This window comes from Rhodococcus sp. 05-2254-6, from assembly GCF_002258565.1.
Lineage (GTDB): Bacteria > Actinomycetota > Actinomycetes > Mycobacteriales > Mycobacteriaceae > Rhodococcoides.
On record NZ_NOZF01000195.1, the window covers coordinates 29,965 to 46,746 of the forward strand.

General features: G+C 65.6%; 19 protein-coding genes. 10 read left to right on the forward strand and 9 right to left on the reverse strand.

The window, feature by feature from the left end:
* Positions 1-17: 17 nt before the first annotated feature.
* The 3 genes from CH256_RS27440 to CH256_RS27450 are packed head-to-tail and all read left to right on the forward strand — an operon-like array spanning position 18 to position 4,277.
* Positions 18-1,010, forward strand: coding sequence for a DUF3027 domain-containing protein (locus CH256_RS27440; protein WP_094671547.1), 993 nt, complete (start codon positions 18-20; stop codon positions 1,008-1,010).
* Positions 1,007-3,736: a sacsin N-terminal ATP-binding-like domain-containing protein gene (locus tag CH256_RS27445; RefSeq protein ID WP_094671549.1), complete on the forward strand. Its 2,730-nt coding sequence runs from the start codon at positions 1,007-1,009 to the stop codon at positions 3,734-3,736. The genes CH256_RS27440 and CH256_RS27445 overlap by 4 nt, the downstream gene beginning before the upstream one ends.
* Positions 3,726-4,277: a phosphatase PAP2 family protein gene (locus CH256_RS27450; protein WP_179272258.1), complete on the forward strand. Its 552-nt coding sequence runs from the start codon at positions 3,726-3,728 to the stop codon at positions 4,275-4,277. The genes CH256_RS27445 and CH256_RS27450 overlap by 11 nt, the downstream gene beginning before the upstream one ends.
* Here CH256_RS27450 and CH256_RS27875 read toward each other — a convergent pair.
* Complete coding sequence (locus tag CH256_RS27875; RefSeq protein ID WP_141215306.1) at positions 4,246-4,431, reverse strand: hypothetical protein; 186 nt, start codon at positions 4,429-4,431, stop codon at positions 4,246-4,248. The genes CH256_RS27450 and CH256_RS27875 overlap by 32 nt on opposite strands.
* Before the next feature lie 99 nt (positions 4,432-4,530).
* Positions 4,531-4,770 carry a DUF2530 domain-containing protein gene (locus CH256_RS27455; RefSeq protein WP_094639379.1) on the reverse strand — a complete coding sequence of 80 codons (240 nt, stop codon included), beginning with the start codon at positions 4,768-4,770 and terminating at the stop codon, positions 4,531-4,533.
* 84 nt (positions 4,771-4,854) lie between these two features.
* Here CH256_RS27455 and CH256_RS27460 point away from each other — a divergent pair, with 84 nt between their 5' ends.
* The 3 genes from CH256_RS27460 to CH256_RS27470 are packed head-to-tail and all read left to right on the forward strand — an operon-like array spanning position 4,855 to position 8,116.
* Entirely contained in the window at positions 4,855-6,306 is a 1,452-nt protein-coding gene (locus tag CH256_RS27460; RefSeq protein ID WP_068047858.1) for an NCS2 family permease, read from the forward strand.
* A gap of 52 nt (positions 6,307-6,358) precedes the next feature.
* Complete coding sequence (locus CH256_RS27465; RefSeq protein WP_037188786.1) at positions 6,359-6,787, forward strand: MarR family winged helix-turn-helix transcriptional regulator; 429 nt, start codon at positions 6,359-6,361, stop codon at positions 6,785-6,787.
* A gap of 57 nt (positions 6,788-6,844) precedes the next feature.
* Positions 6,845-8,116 (forward strand): MFS transporter, encoded by a 1,272-nt coding sequence (locus CH256_RS27470; RefSeq protein WP_068047854.1) that lies wholly within the window; start codon positions 6,845-6,847, stop codon positions 8,114-8,116.
* A 7-nt stretch (positions 8,117-8,123) separates the two neighbouring features.
* On the opposite strand, the gene CH256_RS27475 is transcribed toward CH256_RS27470, so the two are convergent.
* Genes CH256_RS27475 through CH256_RS27495 form a run of 5 tightly spaced genes read right to left on the reverse strand, consistent with a single transcriptional unit; the run spans position 8,124 to position 11,830 of the window.
* Positions 8,124-8,729, reverse strand: coding sequence for a response regulator transcription factor (locus CH256_RS27475; protein WP_068047851.1), 606 nt, complete (start codon positions 8,727-8,729; stop codon positions 8,124-8,126).
* A complete protein-coding gene (locus tag CH256_RS27480; RefSeq protein ID WP_094671551.1) occupies positions 8,726-9,862 on the reverse strand; it encodes a sensor histidine kinase in 1,137 nt (378 codons plus the stop codon). Before CH256_RS27480 ends, CH256_RS27475 begins: the two co-directional genes overlap by 4 nt.
* 38 nt (positions 9,863-9,900) lie before the next feature.
* Positions 9,901-10,674 carry an ABC transporter permease gene (locus CH256_RS27485; RefSeq protein ID WP_094671553.1) on the reverse strand — a complete coding sequence of 258 codons (774 nt, stop codon included), beginning with the start codon at positions 10,672-10,674 and terminating at the stop codon, positions 9,901-9,903.
* The gene (locus tag CH256_RS27490; RefSeq protein WP_094671556.1) at positions 10,671-11,606 is read right to left on the reverse strand and encodes an ABC transporter ATP-binding protein; all 936 of its coding nucleotides are present in this window, start codon (positions 11,604-11,606) and stop codon (positions 10,671-10,673) included. The genes CH256_RS27485 and CH256_RS27490 overlap by 4 nt, the downstream gene beginning before the upstream one ends.
* Positions 11,603-11,830 carry a hypothetical protein gene (locus CH256_RS27495; protein WP_179272259.1) on the reverse strand — a complete coding sequence of 76 codons (228 nt, stop codon included), beginning with the start codon at positions 11,828-11,830 and terminating at the stop codon, positions 11,603-11,605. The genes CH256_RS27490 and CH256_RS27495 overlap by 4 nt, the downstream gene beginning before the upstream one ends.
* A 143-nt stretch (positions 11,831-11,973) precedes the next feature.
* On the opposite strand from CH256_RS27495, the gene CH256_RS27500 reads away from it, so the two are divergent.
* A complete protein-coding gene (locus tag CH256_RS27500; protein WP_179272260.1) occupies positions 11,974-13,281 on the forward strand; it encodes an MFS transporter in 1,308 nt (435 codons plus the stop codon).
* 2 nt (positions 13,282-13,283) lie between these two features.
* On the opposite strand, the gene CH256_RS27505 is transcribed toward CH256_RS27500, so the two are convergent.
* Positions 13,284-14,483 (reverse strand): GNAT family N-acetyltransferase, encoded by a 1,200-nt coding sequence (locus CH256_RS27505; protein WP_094639385.1) that lies wholly within the window; start codon positions 14,481-14,483, stop codon positions 13,284-13,286.
* A gap of 116 nt (positions 14,484-14,599) precedes the next feature.
* Here CH256_RS27505 and CH256_RS27510 point away from each other — a divergent pair, with 116 nt between their 5' ends.
* Positions 14,600-15,403, forward strand: a complete 804-nt coding sequence (locus CH256_RS27510) for a TrmH family RNA methyltransferase (protein ID WP_094639386.1) — start codon at positions 14,600-14,602, stop codon at positions 15,401-15,403.
* Positions 15,400-15,669, forward strand: a complete 270-nt coding sequence (locus tag CH256_RS27515) for a DUF2537 domain-containing protein (RefSeq protein WP_068047820.1) — start codon at positions 15,400-15,402, stop codon at positions 15,667-15,669. The genes CH256_RS27510 and CH256_RS27515 overlap by 4 nt, the downstream gene beginning before the upstream one ends.
* 114 nt (positions 15,670-15,783) lie before the next feature.
* On the opposite strand, the gene CH256_RS27520 is transcribed toward CH256_RS27515, so the two are convergent.
* Complete coding sequence (locus tag CH256_RS27520) at positions 15,784-16,581, reverse strand: DUF6928 family protein (protein ID WP_373454887.1); 798 nt, start codon at positions 16,579-16,581, stop codon at positions 15,784-15,786.
* Here CH256_RS27520 and CH256_RS27525 point away from each other — a divergent pair.
* Positions 16,550-16,782 (forward strand): DUF6928 family protein (locus CH256_RS27525; RefSeq protein WP_441344183.1); only part of this gene is annotated, 233 nt, incomplete at its 3' end. The genes CH256_RS27520 and CH256_RS27525 overlap by 32 nt on opposite strands.

Here is a 16,782-nt window from a genome sequence, read left to right on the forward strand (position 1 = left end):
TGGGCGTCACCGAGTCGATGCGGCAAACTGAATGTGTGAGTTTCGTATCTTCTCCAGAGCTCGATTCCATCCGCCCCGTCTTGGCCGATGCCGTGGACCTCGCGCGGCAGGCTCTGCTCGACCTGGGAGAGGGCGGTATCGGCGAGTACCTCGGGGTCACCGCCGAAGACGCCAGCGCGGCCACGCACCGGTTCGCCAGCGATCTCGAGGGGTACCGCGGATGGCAGTGGGCCGTCGTGGTCGCCGCCCCGGAGGACGCGGATCACGCCACGGTCAGTGAGCTGGTTCTGCTCCCGGGCCCCGACGCTCTCGTGGCACCGACCTGGGTGCCCTGGGACGAGCGCATCCGTCCCGGCGACCTGGGACCCGGCGATCTGCTGTCTCCGCGCCAGGACGATCCCCGGCTCGTACCCGGGTACGTCGAATCCGGCGACCCCGCCATCGACGAGGTGGCGGGCGAGATCGGCCTCGGCCGAAGCAAGGTCATCAGCCTCGAAGGACGCCTCGACGCCGCCCAGCGTTGGCACGACGGCGACTTCGGGCCCGATACCGAGATGGCCAAGGCTGCGCCGTCGACCTGCGGGCTGTGTGGCTTCTACCTCCCCATCGCCGGGTCCATGTCCGCCGCATTCGGGGTGTGCGGCAACGAATTCGCGGCCGACGGACACGTGGTGCACGCCGAGTACGGCTGCGGAGCGCATTCGGACACCGAACTTCCCACCGGAGCCGGATCGCCGCAATTCGAGCCGTACGACGACGCGGCACTCGACGTCATCGCGTCGCCGGTCGCTCCGGTCGAGCCTGCTGCTGTTGCCGAGACGACCGACGGCGTCGAGACGGCCGACACGGACGAGGCTGCCCCGGAGGCGTCGGTGACTCCACAAGAGACAGCCTCCGAAGAGCCGGCTGACGAGGTCGTTGCGGTCGACGAGGCCGAACCCGTCGCCGACGATGCGTTGACTACCACCGATCGTGCTGCGCAGGAAGAAGCTTCGGCATCTCCGAGCTGATCGATCCGTTCGACACCGAGTCGCTGCGGGAGTCGATTCTCGCGGCGTGGGGCTCTTCTCCCACCAGGCTACGGGAGGATTCGGCGTCCGAGTCCGATCTGGTGCGCGGGGGTTACCGCGATCGTCTGTTGACCGAGCTGGCGCAGAACGCGGCGGACGCCGCGCAGCGCGCCGGCGTGCCGGGTCGGCTGGCCGTGTGGACCGATGAGTTCGGTGCTCTGCATGTCGCCAATACCGGTGCAGCGCTCGATGTCTCGGGTGTGCATGCACTCACGGCGTTGCGGGCCTCGGCCAAGGGCTCGACGGACCCTGGCGTCGGACAGTTCGGGGTCGGGTTCACCGCCGTGCGTTCGGTGTCCGACGAGATCGAGGTGCGCTCCCGTAACGGCGGCGTGGCGTTCAGCGCACGGCGCACGCTCGAGGCGATGACCGAGCGAGGCATGCCCTTGCCTGACACCGGCGCGCCGGTGCTGCGGCTCGCATGGCCGGTCGCAGATTCGCCGGCCGACGGCTTCGACACCGAGATCGTGTTGACATTGCGAGCCGATGTGGCGGCGGATTATTTCGCGGCAGGATTTGTGGACGAGGCCGTCGACCTGCTGCTCGAACTGGAGGCGTTGAACTCCATCGAGATCGACGGCGTCGTGATCGACTGCAGCAGAACCGAATTGGACGACCATTCCTCCGAGGTCACGATCGGCGCGCGAACCTGGCGGCAGTTCACCACCTCGGCCGCCCGCTGGCTCGCTCCGGTCGTCGACGGTCTGCCCGTTCCCGCGGCGCCCGATGTGTTGCGCGCTCCGACGCGCTCGGACGAGCTGATCTCGTTGCCCGCGTTGGTCATTGCCGATGTACCGATGCAACCCGATCGGCGACGCGTGTTGCCGGGTGTCTCGTTCGACGCGGTAGCGCACGGGTACGTGGACTTCGTGGCCTCGCTGCCTGCCGCATCCAGGGTGTCGTTCGTGCCCGAGGTCGGATTCGCTCGCAGCGAGGTCGACGTTGCGCTGCGTGAACTCGTGTTTCGTCGATTGTCCTGCGCACCATGGCTTCCCGGTGTCGACGGACGCGATCTGGTGCCCGAGCGGGCGAACGTCGTCGCCGACGCCACCGAGGAACTCACCGAGGTACTGACAGGTGTCGTACCCGATCTGGTCGACGCATCACTGTCGGGTGCACGGCATGCGTCTGCGCTCGCGGCAGTGGGTGTGCACCGGATCGGGTTGGCGAGGCTGGCGGAGATGGTCGGTGGGCTCGATCGCGAGCCGAGTTGGTGGCGGCGACTGTTCGACGCGTTGACCCCACTTGTTGTCGACGGTGTGGCTGCGGAAGAGCTTGCGGCGCTGCCTGTTCCGCTCGCGGACGGTCGCACGGTGACCGGTCCGCGGACGACGGTGATCGGCTCCGACGCCTCGGCTGCGGTCACCTGGGTCAGGTTGGTGCACCCGGAAGCGGTGAGTCCGCTGCTGTCGCGTCTGGGTGCCCGCGAGTCGACTGCGACCGAGCTGCTCACCGACCCGGCGCTCGAGGCTGCGCTGGACGATCTCGACTGGGACGAGAGCGAGGAGGTCGACGGTCTGGTCTCGGCCGTGCTCGCGCTGGCGGCAGAGGCGAGCGAACTACCCGGTTGGCTCGGCGGTCTGCCCCTCGAAGACGACGAGGGTGAATTGCGCAGCGCCGACGAATTGTTGCTTCCCGGAGCGCCGTTGGCGGATCTGCTGATACGGGATTCGCCGTTCGGTGTGCTCGCGCCTGCGGTGGTGGCCAGGTTCGGTGAGCGGGCGCTGCGAGCAGTGGGCGTCGGGTGGGGGTTCTCGGTGGTGCGTGACGAACTGCCGACCGGGCCGGATCACGATCTCGACGACGAGTCGGCATGGTGGTCGGGGCTGTCCGAGGAGCCGGAAACACTCTTGGCGGTTCGCGATCTCGACCTCGTTCGATCGGATGGCTGGTCCGAGGCTCTGACCGTACTGTTGGACGACCCGAGCACCCGTGCGGCACTGGCCGATCGGGACGGCTACACCGCGTGGTGGATCGGACGCCATGCGCGAGTGCATGGTTCGCGTCCGATTGCGTTTCGGGCACCGTCGGACGAGACGTTCGCCGGGTTGCTCGATCCGCTGGATCATCCGCGTGCCGACGAACTGCAGGCGGTGCTCAGCGCGTCGATCTGCGACAGCGCCGATACTGCTCGCGTGCTGCTGGCAGCGCTGTCGGATCCACAGCGGAGTCCGACCCCTGCGGTGATCGCGCGAACCCACACGCTCATCGCCACCGCTGTGGTGGAGCGGCGCATCGAGGTCTCGGACATCGATCCCCCGGATCGTGTCCGCACGCTCGGCGGCGCAGTCGTGGACGCGTCGGATGCGCTGGTGATCGACGCCCCGTGGCTGGCGAGCGTGGTACCACCGGAGGTCGCCGTGCTCTCGGACATGGCTACCGCTGCGGCACTGGCCGACGTTCTCGACATCAGGTCGGCGTCGGAGGCGATCAGCGGAGAAGTGCTGGGAGTGGGACGGGTCAGCTCCTGGGATCGTGAACCCGGAGCCGTATCGGCCTGTGCGGTCATGGGATTGCCGCTGCCGTCCGGCGGGGTGGTGGTGCATCGCGAACTCGTGGTGCGGCTGTCCGGTGACGTGAGCGGCGAGCGGACACTCCCGTGGTGGGTGACCGCCGACGGAACGGTCCATTGCACGGAGAGTTGGGAGCGACCTCGTGGGGTTTGACGGTGTGATCCTGGACTGGATGGTCGGGCATCGAGTCGGGTGGGTCACGACGATGTTCTGGATCATCACCACGCTCGGCAACACGGTGTCGATGTTTCTGCTGTCCGCGGTGGGCGTCGTTGCATTGCTCCGCGTCGGACGCAGATCGGATGCCGTCGTGATCGCAGGCGCGATGCTGACCGGATGGGGTCTGATGAATGCGCTGAAGTTCGCGTTCGCGCGGGAGCGTCCACCGCTTCCGGAGCGGCTGGTCGACATTGCGAGCCATTCGTTTCCGTCGGGCCACGCGATGATGTCGATGGTGCTTGCCACGGTGGCGATCGCGGTGATGCTGCGATCGTCCACTCCGTGGCTGCATCGGCCGGTACTGCTCGTGTTTCCCGTGCTCGCGTCCCTGCTGATCGGATTCTCTCGGATCTACTTAGGTGCGCACTGGACCACGGACGTGCTGGCCGGCTGGGTGTTCGGTGCCCTGTGGGGGCTGGGTTGGATCTATGCCGTCAGGCTGATCAGCGCGAGAAATCCGAGCGCTGTGCGATGACGAGCAGCTCGTCGCGCATGGCCGGGCTGGAGACAGCGTTGGCGCGTGCGTAGAGGGCGCGGAGCGAGCGGACGTGGTTGCGGCGAGTGCGGTACTGAGAGACGAGCTTCATGGCCTGGCTTTCGTGGATCAAGAGGTTGTTTTTTTCTGACATAACCCATGGTCCACGTTAACTTTGTGTTACTCAACCGGTCGAGGGGTTAGTTTGCCCACGTCAGAGGCCTGTGGTGACCGGGCTAACGTGATTCTGATCTCAATCGAGGCCGCGTTGGGCGGTTTTGCTCCCGCGACGTGACGCCGCTCTCTGCATCAGGAAGATTCCGAACCCTACGGCACCGACTGCGATGCCGCACCAACACGTGGCCAGTGCGTCGCCGCCCCCACCTCCGATGGCGGTGAACACCACCAGCGCGAGGATCCAGCCGAGGATGCCGATCGCCAACACAGGTACCGGATCGGTGAGGCTGCGCGGAATCTGGGGGAGGTCGGCCACGAAATTCAAGTTACGCCACTGCCGCGTGTCTCGGCTGCGCCGTTGCGGTTACCCAAGTGCTTCGGTGTGCTTTATCGTTCGCTCATGCAACTGTCGTCGCGGCTACTCGACAACTACTTCAAGATCACCGAACGAGGCTCGACGGTCGGATCCGAGGTCCGAGGAGGAGTGGTCACCTTCGTGGCCATGGCCTACATCGTGGTCCTCAATCCGCTGATCCTGGGCAGCTTCTCCGCCGACGACGCGGCCGCCAAGACCGACGTGCTCGGCAACATCCTGCCGGTCGCCCAGGTCGCCGCCGTGACAGCGCTGGTGGCCGGATTCATGAGCATCGCGTTCGGCATCATCGCCAACTATCCCTTCGGCATCGCAGCAGGCCTGGGTATCAACACACTGCTCGCCGTGACGATCGCACCGCAGGTGACGTGGCCCGAGGCGATGGGGCTGGTCGTGATCGACGGCATCATCATCGTGCTCCTGGCCGTCACCGGATTCCGCACCGCGGTGTTCAATGCGATCCCGGCCGAGCTCAAGGCAGCGATCGCCGCAGGCATCGGCGCGTTCATCGCCTTCATCGGACTGGTCGACTCCGGCTTCGTGCGCCGCATCCCCGACGCCGCGGGCACGACGGTTCCCGTCGGGCTCGGCATCGACGGGTCCATCGCGTCGTGGCCGACGGTGATCTTCGTGTTCGGGTTGTTGCTGATGGGTGTGCTGGTGGTGCGCAAGGTGCGCGGCGGTCTGCTGATCGGCATCGTTGTGACGACGGTGCTGGCGGCGATCGTCGAGGCCGTCACCGACGTGGGTCCGTCGAACGGCGTCGACCCCAAGGGCTGGAACCTGTCGGTTCCGCAGCTGCCCACCGAGTTGATTCAGTCTCCCGATCTGTCGTTGGTGGGCAACGTCGATCTGTTCGGAGCGTTCACGCGCATCGGCGTGCTCGCCGCCAGCCTGCTGGTGTTCACGCTGGTGCTCGCGAACTTCTTCGACGCGATGGGCACGATGACCGGTTTGGGCAAGGAAGCGAAACTGGACAAGGACGGGAAATTGCCGAACATCGGCAAGGCCCTGGTCGTCGAGGGGGCCGGAGCCATCGTCGGTGGCGGTGCGTCGGCGTCGTCGAACACCGTGTTCGTCGAATCGGCTTCCGGAATCGCCGAGGGCGCGCGTACCGGACTGGCCAACGTCGTCACCGGATTGCTCTTTCTGTTGGCCATGTTCTTCACCCCTCTCACGGCCGTCGTTCCGATCGAAGCGGCCGCTCCGGCACTGGTCGTGGTGGGTGCGCTGATGATCGGACAGGTCCTCGACATCGACTTCCGGCGCTTCGATTACGCGTTGCCCGCCTTCCTGACCATCGTGGTGATGCCCTTCACCTACTCCATCGCCAACGGGATCGGCGTCGGTTTCATCACCTGGGTGATACTCGCGGTCGGCTCCGGTCGGGCGAAGTCGGTCCATCCCCTGTTGTGGATCGTGGCGTTGCTGTTCGTCGCATATTTCGCCGTCGGACCCATCACCGAGGCGGTTACATGATGCGAGGTCGGTACCAGGGCGTATTCTCTGCGCTGTGACGTCGGGAAATGTTGTGAAGGACAATCGGGAATTGGCAAGCGACCTGTCGCTTGCGGTGGTGAGGCTGACTCGCCACCTTCGGGGTAGGCGAGTGGACTCGCAAGTCTCGCTCACTCAGCTGTCGGCTCTGGCCACGCTGAGTCGGGAGGGTGACATGACGCCGGGTGCATTGGCCGCGCGAGAGAAGGTACAGCCGCCGTCGATGACGCGGGTGATCGCATCGTTGGCCGAACTCGGCCTGGTGGCGCGCACCCCACACCCCACCGACGGGCGGCAGGTGATCGTCTCGCTGTCACCGGCCGGGCGAGAGCTGATCGCCGACGAGGCCAGCGCCCGCGAAGCGTGGATGACCGCGCAGCTCGCAGGCCTCGGACCAGAGCAGCTCGACACACTCCGTGACGCGGTGACGATCATCGGGGCCCTCGTGAGCGACTCCGAGTAGTTACCTAGGTTTATTATTTGAACGGTGGCCCCTGTTTCCCGTTCCTCCGGCTCGACGATGTTCGCCGCCCTGAAGACTCACAACTACCGATTGTGGGCGTCGGGGCAGATCGTCTCGCTGGTCGGCACGTGGATGCAGCGGGTTGCCCAGGACTGGCTCGTTCTGACGCTGTCCGGCGGCAACGGCTTCGCCGTCGGCATCGTCATGGCCCTGCAGTTCGGGCCGACACTGTTCCTCTCGGTCTGGGGTGGGGTCCTGGCAGACCGATACGACAAGCGCAAGCTCCTGATGATCACCCAGGTGTTCGCCGCGGTCTGCGGTCTGGTGCTCGGTGTGCTCGACGTCGGGGGGATGGTCGAGCTGTGGCACGTGTACGTCATCGCGTTCATCCTCGGCTGCTCGTCCGCCATCGACGCTCCTGTGCGGCAATCCTTCACCATCGAGATGGTCGGCAAAGAGACCCTCGCCAATGCGATCGCGTTGAACTCGATGACGTTCAACATGGCGCGCATCGTCGGGCCTGCCGTGTCCGGAGTGCTCATCACCCTCGTCGGCACCGGCTGGGTGTTCCTCATCAATGCCGTGTCGTTCGCGGCGGTGTTCGGTGCCCTCGTGGCGATGAACGTCGGTCAACTCTTCCGCGTCGAACCTGCCCCACGCGCCAAAGGGCAGGTGCGGGAGGGATTTCGCTACGTCTGGGGGCGCGGTGACCTACGAGTACTGCTGGCCACGGTCTTCATGGTCTCGACGTTCGGCCTCAACTTCCCGCTGAGTCTGTCGGTGTTGGCGCGCAACACGTTCGGTAGCGGAGCGGACGCCTACGGTCTGCTCTCGACGACGCTGGCGGTCGGCACGTTGGCCGGAGCGACTCTGGCTGCACGGCGGGCGAGCGCACCGCGCCTGCGTCTTTTCATCGGTGCCGTCATCGCATTCGGAGCTTTCGAGTTGATCGTCGGGTTGATGCCCAACTACTTGCTCGTCGCGCTTCTGCTGATACCCACCGGCGCCCTGACTTTGACGTTCACGACGTCGGCGATGAACATTCTGCAGATGTCGGTGCCGTCCGACATGCGCGGACGCGTGATGGGCATCTACATGCTGTGTTTCCTCGGCGGTACTCCGCTGGGCAGTCCGGTTCTCGGTTGGCTCGCCGACGCCTTGGATCCGCGGGCACCGTTGCTGTTCGGCGGGGCCATCTCTCTGGCGACCGGCCTCTTCGCGGCGGTGTATCTACTGCGGCACAACAATTTGCGGATCACCGTGGTACGGCCCGCGGACGGTCATCGGCTCCCCACCCTCGATACTGTCGCCGTGAGCACGAAAGTGTGACGGTCGGTCAGATCCAGCCGTGGCGTCTAGCGAGAGCGCAGGCCTCGTGCCGGTTCGCTGCCCCCAGTTTCGCAGCGGCAGCGGACAGGTAGTTGCGGGTGGTGCCGGGCGAAAGATGAGCCCGCCGTGCGATCTCCGCGATCGACGCGCCGTCCGCGGCGAACTCGAGCACATCGGCCTCGCGTGGTGTGAGCGGAGAGTCTCCGGCTCCGATGGCTTCCGCGGCCAGCGTGGGGTCGACGTAGCGACCGCCGCCGTGGACGGTGCGCACCACCTCGGCCAGCGTGGCAGCCGACGTGGTCTTGGGGAGGAACCCGCGTACGCCCGCTTCGAGCGCCTTCTTCAGGTAGCCCGGCCGACCGTGACTGGTGACGATGATCGACGCACAGGAGGGCAGCGTCTCGGCGATCTTCTGGGCCGTCTCGATGCCGTCGATCCCGCCCATCTGCAGGTCGAGCACGGCCACATCGGGGGCGAGAGAGGCTGCGACGGTCAACGCCTTCTCGCCGGAGTCGGCCTGCCCGACGATTTCGATGTCGTCCTCCAGATCGAGCATGGTCGCCAGAGCGGTTCGGATCAGATTCTCGTCGTCGGCCAGTAGTACTCGAATCATGGTGTGGTCCTCGGCTTCTGGGGCGATGTCGGTAACGTCGCAGTGAGGGTGAATTCCTCGCTCGTCTTCTCCGTGTTCAGCGCTCCTCCGACGGCGACCAATCGTTCGCGCAACCCGCTCAGGCCGGTGCCGTCGTCGCGCTCGGACGATGCACCGGGACGATCGTTGATCAAACGAATGCTGTTGTCGGTCAGCTCGATTCGACAATAAGTGGCGGACGAGTGGCGCAGAATGTTCGTCACGCCCTCACGGACCACCCAGGCGGCCGCCTCGGCCGCGCGCTCGGACAGAACCGAGGTCTCACCGACCAGTTCGGTGGAAATACCTGCGGCCGACAGCAGGGATCGAGCCCCGTCGAGTTCCGACGCCACATCGACCGATCGGTAGCCGCGAACCAGCTTTCGAGCGTCGGCCATGGATTCCTGGGCCAGGATGCGAACCTCGTCCATCTGGCCCGCCGCTCGATCGTCACCCCGGCGAGCCAGCGTTGCGGCGAGTTCGCTCTTGACCGCTATTGCGGAGAGCGCACGTCCGACAACGTCGTGCAGATCTCGAGAGAAGCGCAGACGCTCCTCGGCAACCGAGAGCGCGGCAGCAGCGTCGCGAGTGGCATCGAGTTCGGTGACGATGCGCAGCAGCCATGCCGACAGTTGCACCGTGAAGGCCATGAAGGCGATGAAGATGCCGAGGATCACGGTGTCCACCGCCGGTGTTCCCAGAGCCGCCGCGAGCAGAGCAGCGGCCACAGCCGCCGCGAGGGACCAACGCAACGGAATCAGGGTCGCGACCGCTGTGGTGACGAGTACGGCGGCCCAGATTGCGTTGCTCGTGGTCCCTCCGGCTACCAGCACCACGGCGGCGACCGCCGCGATTGCCAACGGGATTCGTGGGTCGGCCGTCGACTCGCCGCCGAGTGCGGGGGTGCGCTGCACAACCAAGAAGGTGGCGGCCGCACACACGGCTGCTGCCGCCATCGACCGATAGTCGTCGTACTGCAGAGATGTCAGCATCGCACCGACGGCGACACCGACGGAGATCAGCAGGAACGACTGGCGGGTGTAGACGCGCACCTTGTCCACTGCACTGCTGTCGTTCCAGCCGTGCAGTGGATTGAGGTACTGGTGCAGCTTCATGATCCCCAGCCTTGCAGACGGTCGACGAATGACGCGATCTAGGACCGCGGTTCCCAACGGAAGTGCGTGCGGGCGATCAGGAGACTGCCGACGATCCAGGCGAGCATCACCAGCAGCGGCATTCCGGCTTCGGTGAAGGTGGCGGCGAACCCGGCCGACGCGTCGCCCGGGCTTGTGGTGCCGAACCAGCCGAGGTTCAACAGGTCCGAGACTGCGGCCATGGGAGTCAGGTCGATGACGGTGCTCAGCGAATCCGGCAGAACGCCGCGCAGCAGTGACGACCCGGCCATCGCGATCAGGATGACCGGCAGGCTGGTGATCTGCGCCGCCTCCGCATTGCGGGTGAAGGCGGACGTGATCAACGCCAGTGCGGCGAACAGAGCCGCTCCACCGAGGAGGGCGACGGCGACGAGCAGGGGATTGGTAGGAACCGGGCCACCGAAGGCCAGAACCACTGCTCCGACGATCAGGCCCAGTGCCACGGTGAGGATGAACGAGGGTACCGCTGGCCCCAGCAGAATCTGTAGGTCCGAGCTCTCTCCGGTGCGAAGTCGCTTGAGCACCAGCTCGTCTCGACGTGTGGCGTAGATCGAGAGCATGTTGTAGTAGACCATGAACACCAGCAGGAACAGTACGAACATCTCGAGCGCCGCTCCGACGCCCACGTCGGTCAGCCCGTCGTCGCCCCGACTGCCGACGATCAGCAGCACGATCGGCAGCACGAGGGGTATGACGGTCGCGTTGAACAGTAGTACTCGATTGCGTCCGAGCAGTGTGAACTCTGCTCGCGACAGGGCGGTCATCGTGCTCATGCGCTCATCACTTTCGTGTGTGTCGATTCGGAATTGTCGAATTCGTCTGCGATGGAGAGGAATACGGTCTCGAGCGATGCGGCCCGGGCGTCGAGTCCGTGCAGGGTCACCCCGTTGGTGCGGGCCCACACCAACAAGTCGGTGAGCGTGTCCTGTACCGAGGACGTCCGGATCGAGACGGTGTCTCCCGAGACGTCCATGTCGGTACCCGGCAGTGACGGCAACGCCGTGCCCGGGGCCTTCAGTTCGATCTTCGCCGGATGGTCGGCGACCACCTCGTCGACCGTTCCGCTGCGAACGACTGCGCCGCGGTGCATGATCGCCAGCCGGTCGCACAGCGACTCGGCCTCGTCCAGGTAGTGCGTCGTCAGCATGATCGTCACGCCGGAGTTTTTCAGCTCCTGGATCAGATGCCATGTGTTGCGGCGACTTTCGGGATCGAGTCCGGTGGTCGGTTCGTCCAGGAACAGCACTCGTGGGCGGCTGATGATGGCGCACGCCAGATCCAGCCTGCGCTGCTCTCCGCCGGAGAGAAACTTGACCCGGGTATCGGCGCGGTCGGCCAGGTCGACGCGCCCCAGCACCTCGTCCGTCGGCAGCGGATTGCTGCACGTGCCCGCCCACATGCGCAGGCTCTCCGCGGTGGTCAGATCCTGGGGCAGGCCGCCCTTCTGCAGCATGATGCCCAGCGACGGTCGGACCTTGCGGCGGTCGGACACCGGATCCATTCCCAGAATCCGCACAGTGCCCTCGCTCGGCCGTGAAAGTCCCTGAATCACTTCGAGAGTGGACGTCTTGCCGGCACCGTTGGTACCAAGTAGGCCGAACAGTTCGCCCTCTGCGACCTTCAGATCGAGCGCCTTCACGGCCTCGAAAGCGTTCTTGCCCGAACCGTAGCGGCGAGTCATGCCACTGACTTCGATGATGGTCATGATTGCTTCTCCCAGTGGCGGAGTCCGATGACGAACCGCACGCCCATGAAGGCGACGATGACGCCGAGAGCGACGAACGCCGGGAGCGACGTACCGACGATTGCGAACAGCACCGCGACAATCGCGATGCTGATGACGATGACGACGATCTCACGTGCCATCGTCGGAGCCGGCCCGAGCTCCATCAGATCGGTGTACAGGTTTCCTTCGTCTGGTTGCTTCATGACTACGAGTCTGCTGGGCCGTGATCACCGAAAACAGTGCAGCGCATCATCATCTGCAGTGACACCGTCACGGTCCGGCCATGACAAAAGTCATGTGCTCTCGACAGCGCCCGGTATGCCGGGAGTTCGGGTATTTTCAGCACGTGAATCGCACCGAGCCGGTGAGCCCCGACCGTCGTACGCAGGTTCGCGTCATTCTGGCTGGTTCGGTACCGAACCTGGTGCAGTGGTTCAACCTGTACCTCTATGCGACGTTCGCGCCGTACTTTCGGACCGAGTTCTTCGATCCGGCTTCGACCAATTCACTCGTGTACGTCTACGGACTCTTCGCATTGACCTTCGTCGTGCGCCCGCTCGGTTCGTGGCTGTTCGGCAGGCTCGCGGACGTGCGAGGCCGACAGTTCGCGCTCGTCGCTGCGGTCACGCTCATGTCGGCCGGATCGGTCGCTCTGGCACTGACTCCCACCGTCCACGCGATCGGGGCCTGGGCCGCGGTGATCCTCGCCGTCGTGAGCATCGTCCAGGGCATCGCAACCGGCGGCGAATATGCCGCGGCGACGGTGCTGCTCTCCGAATCGGGCACGCGAGGGCATCGCGGGTTCTTCGCCTCCTTCCAGGCCGCGACCATCGTCGGCGGCCTCGTGCTCGCGCAGGCATGTCTGCTCGTACTCCTCGCGAGCACGGACCGCGCGGCGATCTCCGAATGGGGCTTTCGACTCGCCTTCGCCGCGGGAGGCGCGGCAGGCGTCGCCTCGTTGTGGTGGGCTCGCGGACTCGATCGTGTGCCTCGTGAACCGGGAGCACCACGAGCGGACCGAGACGCCACGATGAAGGCGCTGTTCCGCGATCACTGGCGTCCGCTCGTCTGGGTGTTCTTGTTGACCGCAGGCGGGAGTGCCGCGTTCTACACCTACACCGTCACGGTCCCCTCGGTCGTTCGCGAGACGTTCTTCGCTGCCGACGGAGCCAGGGGAGAGCTCGTTGCGACCGGTCTCGTGTTCGCTGCTTTCGTGGTGTTGATGGTGCTGCAGCCGGTCGGCGGCGCACTGAGCGACCGCATCGGAAGAAAGCCGCTGCTCGTCGCATTCGGAGCACTGGGGATACCGGCGACCGGAGCGCTGGTGCTGGCCACCACCCGGGTGGCGTCCCCGCCGGCGGTCTTCGTCATCCTGGTGTGCGCGTTTTTCGTCCTCACGTGCTACCTGTCGGTGAACGGCATCGCCAAGGCCGAAGTGTTCCCTGCGCACATTCGTGCGCTGGGCGTCGGCTTCGGTTACGCCGTGGCGAACTCCCTCTTCGGAGGTACGGCACCGCTGATCTATCACGCCACCAGCGGTGGCGGCAGTGTCGAGTTCATCGCCTACGTGACGGTGCTGCTTTCGGTGACCCTGGGCGCGGCGCTCTGGATGCACGGCGGCTCGGCCACCGCACTCGATGCGCCGAACAGGTAGGTCTAGAAACCCCAACCCATGACGGCCGGGCGCGCGGTTCCGAACGTCAGGTCCAATGCGTGCAGTGACGCGTCGTTGCGTGCGGTGAGGCGGTTGGCCGCGGCGAACAAGCGGGCGCGATGGGTGCCGAAGTAGATGCTCGCGAGCACATCGATGTCGAGTTCGATGTCCGGTTCGGATTCCACCCGGGTGCAGGTGGCTCGGCCGTCGGTCACGGTGAGCGAATAGGTACCGCCCGCATCGAGGAAGGGATCTCGCACAGCGATGATCAACGAGGTGTCGAGAGCGTAGGTGCGTGCCTCGAGCGCTGCCTCGACGTGCATGATGCGGCCCCACAGTGCGTCGTGGTGTCCGGTGACCTTCGGCAGTCGGTTGTTGGTCAGCAGGAACGGCAGGGCTTCGTCTCGTGACTGTTGCACCTCGATGGTGTCGACCAGGTCGACCCCGACGAGGATCTGCCACAGCGCGGCGTAGGCGGCATCGGTCACCGCGATGAATTCCTGTACCACCACCCGGCTGGGGTTGCGTCCGCGTCGGTAGGCGACGTAACCGTCGGGATGGACGATGAAGAACAGAGCCGTCAGTCCGCCGCGTCGGTTCTCTCGGTCGGCGAAGAACCGCTCCCAGCGGATCGGCGGCTTGGGCTGCGCGCCTGCGGTCTGCTGCTGCCAGCGGTGGTAGATGTCGGGGAGCAGTTCGGTGGCCTCGGCCGATTCGATCAGCCGCACACCGGTCGCCGGGGGAGCATCCTTGCGGAACTGCGCGAATCGACGGTCGATCGAGACGCTGATCTCCTCGGTTATCGGCCCGTAGCCGAAGCGTCCGTAGATCGTCGCCTCGCTGGCCGTGAGCAGGGACAGCGGTGCGCCGGCGTCGTTCAGAGCGCGGTGCTGCTGGGTGAACATCGATCGCAGGATGCCGCGTCGACGGTGCGTCGGCGCGACAGACACCCAGGAGACTCCGGACGCCTCGACCTGCGCACCACCGGGAACGGTGACCGACATCGGGAAGTGCATGGCCACACCCACCGGGGTCTCGCCGTCCCACGCCAGGTACACGTGCTCGGACTGGGTCAGGATCTGCGTCTCGGCCAGGTCCTCGGCGTTCTGGTGCTCGCCGAAGGCGTGGGCGTCGAGCAGCGCGACGGCATCCCAGTCGTCGTCGGTGGCGGTGCGGATGGTGATCGATTCGTCGGTAGTCATCGTTCTTTACTTTTCCATACAGGAGTGGAGCCCGCGGAACGACCCGAAAAAACTGCCATACAGAACCAGGCCTTCGCCGACGGACCGTCAGAAATGCCGGGTGACAAGATGAGCGGGTGGTTCATGTAATCGATGTCGACGACCCCTCCGACCCCCGGCTGGACGATTTTCGCGATCTCAACTCGTCGGATCGGCGGCCCGACCTGCCCGAGGGCAAAGGATTGGTGATCGCGGAGGGTGTGTTGGTTGCGCAGCGACTGCTGACCTCGCGCTTCCCGATGATCAGCCTGCTGGGCGTGGATCGACGGCTCGACGCGTTGCGCGACGATCTGGCGGATTCCGACGTCCCGTTCTATCGGACGTCCGCGGAGGTGATGGCCGAGGTCGTCGGATTCCATCTCAATCGTGGTGTGCTGGCGGCGGCGAACAGGCCGCCTGCCCTCGATCTCGACGAGGTGTTGGCCGACGCGAAGACGGTGGCGATTCTCGAGGGCGTCAACGATCACGAGAATCTTGGGTCGATGTTCCGTAACGCGGCCGGCCTGGGCGTGGATGCCGTGTTGTTCGGGGCCGCCTGCGCGGATCCGCTCTATCGACGGTCGGTGCGGGTATCGATGGGGCATGTGCTGCGGGTGCCGTTCGCCAAGGTGCCCGAGTGGCCGCGCGGCCTCGATCGCGTTCGCGCGCATGGCTTTCAGCTGATTTCGCTCACGCCCAATCCGACTGCGGTGTCGCTGGCGGCGGCGATGACGGGGGAGAAGGTGGCGTTGTTGCTCGGCGCGGAGGGGCCGGGTCTGACCGAACATGCCATGCGCGCCACGGACATTCGCGCGCGCATTCCGATGGCTCCCGGCACCGACTCACTCAATGTTGCGACGGCCGCTGCGATGGGGTTCTACGAACGTGTGCGCCTGACGTGACCGACCACGACCCGGACGTCCGCTGGACCGGAATCCCGATCGCCGTGATCTCGGCGGCGCTCGTCGGGGTGGCACTGACGACGTTCGGTCTGGAGCTCGCCAGAATTCATCCGCTGCTCGCGATCGGTCTGAACATCATCGTCGTCGCGGGTGCGGCACCGACGGTCATGCGATGGCTCGCCATACCGGTGTGGCGCTGGGCCGTGTACGGAGCCGGTATCGGTTCCATGCTGAGCTTCGTGGCACTGGCGGCGCTGGCGTTCTAGCAGTCGTTTGCTCAGTCGGTCTCCGACAGCGGGCACAGTTGCGCACTACCGGCGACAATCGGCGAAATCCCGTCGATCAGCGGTGATTGCGTGCAACGGTGCCCACCCGGGCCACTATTTGCGCGAGAACCAACGCTTCTTCGGTCGCGGTGCCTGCTCGTCGGGGGCGTCGGGCATCGGTTCCTGTGCGCCGCGGCCGTTGGAGCTTCGGTTCTGCTGGTTCGGTGGCGGTGGTTCCTGCCCCGGGACGTACATCGTGAAGCCGCAGACCGGCAGGGTGTTCGGATCGAATTCGTCCGCGTGTGGTGCGCCGGTGTAGCGGAACCCGAGCCACTCGGCGTTGGCTGCCTCGGCGAATTCCTGAGGGTGGAACGGCAGCGACTGCGGATCCGGCATCACTCCGGGCGGATAGATCAGCGGATGCTCACCGGCCCAGAACGATCGCTCCCACACCAATGGCAGGCCTGCGTCCTCGTAGATGTACACCGGAGTGGCACTGAAGGATCGGCGGAATTCACCGCGTTCCCAGTACGCGAACGCACCCCAGGCGTGTTGGGGATCCGAGGCGACGAGGTAGGTGTGCTCGGACGCCAGCGGGCGAGTGAATGATTCGGGAAGTGTCGACGGTGTGGGCACCGCGAGATTGGATCCGCACACCACGGTGACGCCGGGGTAGCAACCGATGAAGACGTGATCGTCGTCCACGCCTGCCGAGGTCGATATCGGGCCCTGTCCGAGGGGCACTGCCGTCGTGGGAGGACGTCCTGCTCGGCGTTCGCAGCAGCGGTCACAACTGAGTTCTGCTGTGACCGATGTGCCGCGCGGTGACGAACCGCCGACGCTCACACCGTAGGCTTCCCAGGAAGTAACGGAGAGAGAGGTGCCGGTAGTGGGGGCCAAAGCATCAACCATCTGGTACGTGGACGCACCGGATCCGATTTCTGTACTCCGAGAGGCCACCACCTCGGATTGGAACGCTGCGACCGCACTCGTCGGACGTCTGTACCCCCACCTGACGGCAGTGCCCCTCGGACAGGGCCCGATATCGACCTCGGCAGGCGTGGACGACGATCACGTCTTCATCGGTTGCTACCCCGGCGTCACCGTGGTGTG

Bases quoted from the DNA above. Each gene is read 5' to 3' on its own strand.
- CH256_RS27475 (WP_068047851.1), bottom strand. From the start codon at position 8,729: ATGATTCGAGTACTACTGGCCGACGACGAGAATCTGATCCGAACCGCT.
- CH256_RS27485 (WP_094671553.1), bottom strand. From the start codon at position 10,674: ATGAGCACGATGACCGCCCTGTCGCGAGCAGAGTTCACACTGCTCGGA.
- CH256_RS27480 (WP_094671551.1), bottom strand. From the start codon at position 9,862: ATGAAGCTGCACCAGTACCTCAATCCACTGCACGGCTGGAACGACAGC.
- CH256_RS27440 (WP_094671547.1), top strand. From the start codon at position 18: ATGCGGCAAACTGAATGTGTGAGTTTCGTATCTTCTCCAGAGCTCGAT.
- CH256_RS27495 (WP_179272259.1), bottom strand. From the start codon at position 11,830: ATGAAGCAACCAGACGAAGGAAACCTGTACACCGATCTGATGGAGCTC.
- CH256_RS27470 (WP_068047854.1), top strand. From the start codon at position 6,845: ATGTTCGCCGCCCTGAAGACTCACAACTACCGATTGTGGGCGTCGGGG.
- CH256_RS27460 (WP_068047858.1), top strand. From the start codon at position 4,855: ATGCAACTGTCGTCGCGGCTACTCGACAACTACTTCAAGATCACCGAA.
- CH256_RS27875 (WP_141215306.1), bottom strand. From the start codon at position 4,431: ATGTCAGAAAAAAACAACCTCTTGATCCACGAAAGCCAGGCCATGAAG.
- CH256_RS27520 (WP_373454887.1), bottom strand. From the start codon at position 16,581: ATGGTTGATGCTTTGGCCCCCACTACCGGCACCTCTCTCTCCGTTACT.
- CH256_RS27505 (WP_094639385.1), bottom strand. From the start codon at position 14,483: ATGACTACCGACGAATCGATCACCATCCGCACCGCCACCGACGACGAC.
- CH256_RS27490 (WP_094671556.1), bottom strand. From the start codon at position 11,606: ATGACCATCATCGAAGTCAGTGGCATGACTCGCCGCTACGGTTCGGGC.